General features: G+C 67.0%; 4 protein-coding genes and 1 pseudogene. 2 read left to right on the forward strand and 3 right to left on the reverse strand.

Features of this window, described 5'->3' with window-relative positions; all coding sequences use genetic code 11:
• Positions 1-135: 135 nt before the first annotated feature.
• Positions 136-2,016, forward strand: a complete 1,881-nt coding sequence (locus GL279_RS11920) for a bifunctional sugar phosphate isomerase/epimerase/4-hydroxyphenylpyruvate dioxygenase family protein (protein ID WP_155064863.1) — start codon at positions 136-138, stop codon at positions 2,014-2,016.
• Positions 2,017-2,254: 238 nt separating this feature from the next.
• Positions 2,255-4,063, forward strand: a complete 1,809-nt coding sequence (locus GL279_RS11925) for an ABC transporter ATP-binding protein/permease (protein ID WP_155064864.1) — start codon at positions 2,255-2,257, stop codon at positions 4,061-4,063.
• Here GL279_RS11925 and GL279_RS11930 read toward each other — a convergent pair.
• From GL279_RS11930 to GL279_RS11940, 3 genes and pseudogenes are all read right to left on the reverse strand, one after another.
• Complete coding sequence (locus tag GL279_RS11930) at positions 3,981-5,270, reverse strand: glucoamylase family protein (protein WP_155064865.1); 1,290 nt, start codon at positions 5,268-5,270, stop codon at positions 3,981-3,983. The two genes, GL279_RS11925 and GL279_RS11930, sit on opposite strands and share 83 nt — an antisense overlap.
• Complete coding sequence (locus GL279_RS11935; protein ID WP_170293959.1) at positions 5,267-7,636, reverse strand: glycoside hydrolase family 3 N-terminal domain-containing protein; 2,370 nt, start codon at positions 7,634-7,636, stop codon at positions 5,267-5,269. The genes GL279_RS11930 and GL279_RS11935 overlap by 4 nt, the downstream gene beginning before the upstream one ends.
• Before the next feature lie 107 nt (positions 7,637-7,743).
• A pseudogene (locus tag GL279_RS11940) lies at positions 7,744-7,865 on the reverse strand (IS5/IS1182 family transposase); the annotation flags it as partial.

Consider the following 7,865-nt stretch of genomic DNA (forward strand, 5'->3'; position numbering starts at 1 on the left):
CCTTGTTATGCTGTCGAACGAATGGGTATTTGCAGTTAATCGCGTGGTGGTGGATCCTGCGCCGATGATCGCTGGCTCCGCGCGCCGGAATCGCCGATCATGGCTGCGCCAGCCGGTGACAGAAAAGGACAGGTCATGAAGACTTCGATTGCCACGGTATCGCTCTCCGGCACCTTGCCCGAAAAGCTGGCGGCCATTGCCGCGGCGGGCTTTGACGGGATCGAGATTTTCGAACAGGATTTCATCGCTTCGGATTTCAGCCCGGCCGAGGTCGGCCGCATGGTCCGCGATCAGGGGCTGGAGATCACCCTGTTCCAGCCCTTCCGCGATTTCGAGGGCCTGCCCGAACCCTATCGCGCCCGCGCATTTGCCCGGGCCGAGCGCAAGTTCGATCTGATGAACCAGCTGGGCACCGATCTGGTGCTGTTCTGTTCCTCGTGCCACCCGGCTGCGATGGGCGGCATCGACCGCATGGCGGCCGATTTCAACGAATTGGGTGATCTGGCGGCCAAACACGGCGTCCGCGTCGGCTATGAGGCGCTGTGCTGGGGCCGGTTCGTCAACGACCACCGCGACGCATGGGAGGTGGTGCGCCGCGCCGATCACCCGAACATCGGCCTGATCCTCGACAGTTTCCACACGCTGGCGCGCAAGATCGATCCCGACAGCATCCGCTCGGTCCCGGCCGACAAGATCTTTTTCGTGCAGATGGCCGATGCGCCGGCGATCGACATGGATCTGCTGTATTGGTCGCGCCACTTCCGCAACATGCCGGGCGAGGGCGATCTGGATGTGACCGGATTTACCCGCGCGGTGATGGCCACCGGCTATGACGGCTGGCTGAGCCTTGAAATCTTCAACGACCAGTTCCGCTCGGGCCTGCCGCGGCTGGTGGCGCTGGACGGGCACCGCAGCCTGATCGGCGTGCGCGACCGGGCGCGGCGCGCCGAACCGGCGCTGCCCAGCGACCTGCCCGATTTTCCCGCCCCCGATCAGGTCGATCAGGTCCAGTTCATGGAATTCGCTACCAGCCCCGAAGAGGCCGAGACGCTGAACGCCCTGCTGGGCGCCAGCGGGTTTCAGGTCGCGGGCCGGCATGTCTCGAAGCCGGTGACCCTGTGGCGGCAGGGCAATGCCAATCTGCTGGTCAATACCGACGAACACGGCTTTGCCCGCACCGCTTATGTCGCGCATGGCACCACCGTGTCGGAAATCGCGCTGAACGTGCCCGATGCGCAGGCCGCCTATGACCGGGCCACGGCGCTGCTGGCACGGCCGCATGAACAGCAGATCGGCACGGGCGAGTTGTCGATCCCGGCCATTCGCGGCGTCTCGGGCAGCGTCATGCGCTTTCTTGACAGCCGCACCGACCTTGCCCGCATCTGGGAGGTGGATTTCCAGATCGATCAGGCCGAATGCCCCGGTGCCGGCATCACCGGCATCGATCATATCGGCCAGACCATGCCCTATGACGAGATGCTGAGTTCGGCCCTGTTCTATACCGAGATCTTCCGCGTGCAGCGTTCGCCCATGGTCGATGTCATCGACCCCGATGGGCTGGTGCGCAGTCAGGCGATCCGGTCGGGCGGCATGCGCATCACGCTGAACGGCGCCGAGGCGCGGCGCACGCTGGCGGGGCGCTTTATCGAGGAAAGCCTTGGCTCGTCGGTGCAGCATATCGCCTTTTCGGCGCCCGATCTGTTTGCCACCGCCAGCGCGCTGGAACGCTGCGGCTTTCCGGTGCTGCGCATCGGCGCGAACTATTACGACGATGTGGCGGCGCGCTTTGGTCTGGACGGCGCATTGGTCGAACGGCTGCGCCGCGCCAATATCATGTATGACGAGGATGCCGGCGGGCAGTTCTTTCAGCTTTATTCGATGCCGCGCGCGGACGGGTTCTTTTTCGAGATCGTGCAGCGTCAGGGCAATTATCAGGGTTACGGCGCGCCGAACGCGCCCTTCCGCATCGCGGCGCAAAAGCGCACCGCCCGGCCGGCGGGGATGCCGCGCCACTGACAGCGCGCGGCAAAGCCACGCATTTTTCTGCCGGCGGTCGGCAATCCTGCCACAGGGCGCTGGCAGGATCGGCCTGCCGGCGTCCGGTCGCGGGCGGGATTTGTGCGCCAGGGCCGCGCGGATGCAGGAAAACGGGGTGAAAGGCCGAAAAAGCGTGTAGATTGGTCTGCAGTTCAACCTTGCATGACGGGCGGCAAAGCCCGCACAAAAAGACAAGGATGGAGGCGCGGACAGGCAGATGACAGAGGCCGAGGCAGCCGCGGGCGCAGCCCCGCGCGACATGGATGCACCGACGCTGCGCGCCCAGCTTGCCGCCATGGGCGAGGCGTTCTGGACCTCGCGCCAGCGCAACGGGCTGTTCGCGCTGGCGCTGTGCATCGTGGCGGTGATCGGCGCGACCGCATGGTTCCAGATCCGGCTGAACGCCTGGAACCAGCCGTTCTATGACGCGCTGACCCGGCGTGACCTGCCGGCCTTTGTCCAGCAGCTCTGGGTCTTTGCCCAGCTGGCGCTGGTGCTTCTGGCGCTGAACGTGACGCAGGCATGGCTGCGCGAGATGTCCAAGCTGTTGCTGCGCAAGGGGCTGGTCCATGACCTGCTGAGCGAATGGATGCTGCCGCAGCGGGCGTTCCGGCTGTCGAATGCCGGCAGCATCGGCGAAAACCCCGACCAGCGCATCGCCGCCGACGCCCAGCAGCTGACCGAGCTGACCACCAACCTTGGCATGGGGCTGTTGCAGGCCTCGCTGCTGCTGGCCTCGTTCATCGGCGTGCTTTGGGAACTGTCCAGCGGCATGTTCGTGCGCATTGGCGATATGGTGATCGCGCCGCCGGGCTTCATGGTCTGGTGCGCGCTGCTTTATGCCGCCATCGCCTCGTTGGCCAGCTGGCTGGTCGGGCGGCCGCTGATCCGGCTGGACAGCGAACGCTATGCCCGCGAGGCGCAGCTTCGCTTTGCCCTTGTGCGCGTCAACGAGGATCTTGAAGGGATCGCGCTTTTCGGCGGCGAGGCGGCCGAGCGCACTCGGCTGCGGCGCAGCTTTTCCTCGGTGCTGACGGTGATGCGGCAGCTGGTCGGCGCCAATACCCGGCTGACCTGGGTCACGGCGGGCTATGGCTGGTTCACGCTGGTCGCGCCGATCCTTGTCGCCGCACCCAGCTATTTCGCTGGCCGGATGAGCTTTGGCGAGCTGATGATGATCGTCGGTGCCTTCAATCAGGTGCAATCCTCGCTGCGCTGGTTCGTAGACAATTTCTCGTCCATCGCCGATTGGCAGGCGACGCTGCTGCGGGTCGCGGCATTCCGTGAGGCGCTGCGCGACATGGACCGCCGGGTGCGGCATGCGGCGCATCTGGAACTGTCCGAATCCCGCGACGACACCATCCGGCTGAGCGACGTGGCCATTGCCTCCAGCGCGGGGACCGTGCGGCTGATGCCGGCGCAGGTGCAGCTGGCGCCGGGCGAGCGGGTCTTGGTCCTGGCCCGGCACGGCGCCGGCAAGACGCTGTTCTTTCGCGCCATTTCGGGGCTCTGGCCCTGGGGCTCGGGCCGGATCGAGCGGCCGAACGGCGGGCGGGTGATGTTTCTGCCGCAACGCGCCTATGTGCCGCCGGGCAGCCTGCGCGCCAGCGTCAGCTATCCCAGCCCGGCCTCGGCCTTCAAGGATGCCGAGATCCGCGCCGCGATGCAGGCGGTGGGTCTGGACCGGCTGGTGCCGGCGCTGGACCGTCAGGAACGCTGGGACCGGCAATTGGCCGAGAACGAAAAGCAGCTGTTGTGCTTTGCCCGTCTGCTGCTGCATCGGCCCCGCTGGGCGGTGATCGACGATGTGCCCGACCGGCTGGACCCGGAATCGCGGCGCCGGGTGCTGCAGCTTCTGGACGGGCCCCTGGCGGGCATGGGGGTGGTGCTGATCGGATCGACCCTGCCCGAAGGGGGCAATTTCGGCTGCCGGCTGGAACTGGTCATGCAAGCGGCGGCGGCGGATCCTGCGGGCGATGAAAGCCCAGCCGATCCAGGCCCGCCCGCACCTCGGGCGCCGACATGAACAGCCGCCATAATAGCCCGCTGCGGTAATTCTCGATCATCACGACGATCGGGCCTTGGTCGATGGCAAGGTGGCTTTGCGCCACCCAACCCGTGTCGGGGTTGAAGGCGTCATAGAACCCCAGCGGCCCCCACAGCCGGGTGTCGGCCGCGTAATGGCGCAGGGCCGCCAGCGCCAGATCGGGCGCATAGGGCATGGCCGACAGCGCGGCGGTGATGGCGATGGTGCCGCGGTCATTGGCGGGCGAAAAGGCGTCATAGCCCGCCTCGCAATCGCAGGCGCTCAGCCCCCAGGCCGGACCATAGCCGCGAAACCCGTGCGGATTGGCCTGACAATGCGCGTGGTTGATCAGCGTCTGCGCCCGGTTCTGCATCCAGTAATCGGCGCTGGCATCGGTCAGCCCGCGCGGATCCAGCCCCAGAAAGGAATAATGGCTGAAGAACAGCGGCCCGCCCAGATCCGGCCCAAGGGGCAGGGTGATGCCGTAATAGCTGCGCCCGTTCGGAAAGGTCGGGCTGTTCTTCCAGCCGATGCGATAGGCGTCGGGAGGCAGCGGATGGCGCGGTGCGCCCGCGCCCAGCACGAAGGCGATCAGCGCCTCGTGCCAGCCGCGCAATTGCAGGGCCTGTTTCCACGGCTCGGGGCCGGGGCGCCAATGCCACATCAGCTGGTCGGGGCGCGGGCAATAGCCGGCCCAGTCGACGCCCTGCCACAGCCGGTCGATGCTGGCCGCAAGTGCGGGCGTCTCTGCCACGACATATTGCCGGGCGGTCAGCAGGCCCATCATCAGAAAGGCGGTCTCGACGATGTCGCCGCCGGTGTCATTGGCCGAGAATGCAATGGTTTCGGCAGTGGCACCATCCATCCAATGCGCGAAGGCGCCGCGATAGCGCGGTGCCGAGCCCAGAAAATCGCAGATCCGCGTCAGCCGCGCGATCAGGTCCGGCCGGGCGATCCAGCCGCGTTCGGTTCCGGCGATCATCGCCATGATGCCAAAGCCGGTGCCGCCGGTGGTCACGGTGCGCGCGGTGTCATAGCTGGCCGCACCGCCCGAACGTTCCCGCGCCATGCCGCTGACCGGATGGCCGAAATCCCAGAAATAGCGCAGGGTCTGGCGCTGCACCGCATCCAGCAGCGCGGCTTCGGGCAGGTTCGGGTTGGGCGGCGCGCTGTCGGGCGGGGTGAGGCCTTGCAGATGCGGGCTCATGCCTCGGCCGCCTTGTCCCAGATCACCTCGACCGCCTGCAGATTGGCGCTGTCCGGTCCCAGGAAAAAGACAAAGCGCCCTGGTTCCCAGTCCAGCACCGCCCCGGCCAGCGTTTCGCCCTGCCAGAATGCCAGCGCCTCGGTCCCGACCTGAAAGCGGACCTCGCGGCTTTCGCCCGGGGCCAGCGTCACCCGCTGAAAGCCGCGCAGCTCGCGCGTCGGGCGCGAGATGCTGGCGACCGGGTCGTTCAGGTAAAGCTGCACCAGCTCCTCGCCCGCGCGGGGGCCGGTATTGGTCACGGTGATGGTCAGATCCAGCTGCGCCTCGCCCTGCTGGCGGCTGGCCGAGGCCTGGGGCGCGCCATAGGCAAAGCTGGTGTAGCCCAGACCAAAGCCCGCCGGGTAAAGCGGCGTATGCGGCGCCTCAAGGATGCAGGCGGTGGTGAACTTGCGAAATACATGCCCGCCCGCGGCATCGCGCGCCCCGTCGCAATCCAGACTGACGCCCAGACCTTGGATCGGCCGCCCGGTCGGCAGGCTTTCGGTGCACAGCGGCAATTGCCCGACATGGCGCGGCAGGGCAAAGGCCAGCCGGGCCACGGGGTCGCGCCGGCCAAAGACGATCTCGGCCAGCGCATGGCCGCCCTCGGCCCCCGGATGGCCGGTAAAGATCAGCGCCGGCACCCGCGCCGCCTCATGCGTCAGGGCCAGCGGGCGGCCAGCCATGGCGATCAGCACCAGCGGCTTGCCGGCGGCCTGCGCGTAATCGCTGATCGCGTCGAACAGCGGCCGCTGGTCCAGCGGGATCTGCACATCCAGCCGGGTCGAGGATTCGCCGGAATGTTCCTTGGCCTCGCCCAGACACAGGATCAGGGCATCGGCCTGCGCCGCCACTGCCAGCGCCTGATCCAGCATCTGCACCGGCGTGTCGGGGCCGATCACCACCGAGGGGCGGGCGGTGTTGTGCATGTTCAGCCGGCAGGCCAGATCCGGGTCGTCGGTGATATTGCAGCCCTTGGCATGCAGCACCCGGATGCCGGGGATGGCCTGCACCCCTTCCAGCAGGGTGACGTTCTGGGCGGGATCGACGTCGATGGCCCAGGTGCCCTGCATGTCGATTCGGTCATCGGCCAAGGGGCCGATCAGTGCCACCGTGCCCTGTGGGGCCAAGGGCAACACGCCCTCGTTCTTCAGCAGCACGCAAGAGCGCGCCGCCGCCTCGCGCACCAGCGCGATGTGGTCGGGGCTGCGGGTGACGGCGGCCAGCCGCGCTGGCTCCAGCCCCAGATAGGGGTCATGGAACAGGCCAAGACGGTATTTCGCCTCCAACACCTCGCGGCAGCGCTGGGTCACGTCGTCTGCAGTGATCGGGCCCAGTCGCCATGCGCCATAGGGTCGGGAAAAAGCATCGGGGTCAGCCGCGCCCTCGGCCACCAGCCCGGGCAGGTGGCGCAGGAACGCCTCGCTGACCAGATCAAGGTTCACCCCGGCCTTGAAGGCCAGATAGGCGGCCTCGCGGCTGTCGGCGGCGATGCCATGGTTGATCAGCTCGGGGTCGATGGCGGTGAAATCGGTGACGATCAGCCCGCGAAAGCCCAGCTTGCGCCGCAGCACCTCTTGCAGCAAAACGACATGAGCTGTCACGGGTATGCTGTTGATCGTATTGAATGAAACCATGACGGCGCCAGCGCCGGCGGCAATGCCCGCCCGGAACGGCTCGATGATGCGCCACAGGGTCGGTGCCCCGGCCTCGACCGCCGCGTAATCGCGACCGGCCTGCGCCAGCCCATAGCCGCAGAAATGTTTCAGCGTCGCCATCATCCGGTCGGGGCGGGCCATGTCGCCATCCTCGCCCTGATAGGCGCGGGTGATGGTTTCGGCGATGCGCGCGCCCAGCCATGGGAATTCGCCATTCCCCTCGGCGATGCGGCCCCAGCGGGCGTCGAAACAGATGTCCAGCATCGGCGCCCAGTTGATATTGACGCCATCGGCCCGCGCCTCGGTCGCGGTCATCCGCGCGATGCGGTGGATCAGCGCCAGATCCCACGAGCAGGCCAGCGCCAGTGGAATCGGCCCGCCGGTGCGGTAACGCTGGATGCAATCCTTGCCGATCAGCAGCGGGATCGGATGCGGCGCTTCCTCCATGGCGATCCGCTGCAATTCGCGCCGTTCGGCCTGTCCCGACCCGGCCGAGACCCCGGCCAGCTGCCCGCGCCGGATCATCGCCGGGGCGTCCACGGTTTTGCCCACGCCGGTCATGTCCAGCCCCACGGCATGAGGATAGTTCAACTGGCCGATTTTCTGCTGCAGCGTCATGCGCCCCAACAGCGCATCCAGGAACGCGTCCATGCCAGCGTGCTGCGCCATCCCGTCCCCCGCCGGCCATGCCGGACCGCAACCCCTTGCCGCCATTGCTACAAGGCTTTGCGCGAAAGGCAATGGCATTGCCGGGTCGTGATGAATGCAAGGTTAGGTCATGTTGACAAATGGCGGAGCCAGAGCCTGATGCAGGCGACGTCTACGAAGCCGAGGAAACTGTCTGCGGTTTTGTCGTAGCGGGTTGCCAGCCGGCGGCTGTTTTTCAGTTTGCTGAAGC

The sequence above is a fragment of the Paracoccus limosus genome (assembly GCF_009711185.1).
GTDB classification, from domain to species: domain Bacteria; phylum Pseudomonadota; class Alphaproteobacteria; order Rhodobacterales; family Rhodobacteraceae; genus Paracoccus; species Paracoccus limosus.

Coding starts and splice junctions, on each gene's coding strand:
- GL279_RS11920 (WP_155064863.1), top strand. CDS start 136: ATGAAGACTTCGATTGCCACGGTATCGCTCTCCGGCACCTTGCCCGAA.
- GL279_RS11925 (WP_155064864.1), top strand. CDS start 2,255: ATGACAGAGGCCGAGGCAGCCGCGGGCGCAGCCCCGCGCGACATGGAT.
- GL279_RS11930 (WP_155064865.1), bottom strand. CDS start 5,270: ATGAGCCCGCATCTGCAAGGCCTCACCCCGCCCGACAGCGCGCCGCCC.
- GL279_RS11935 (WP_170293959.1), bottom strand. CDS start 7,636: ATGGCGCAGCACGCTGGCATGGACGCGTTCCTGGATGCGCTGTTGGGG.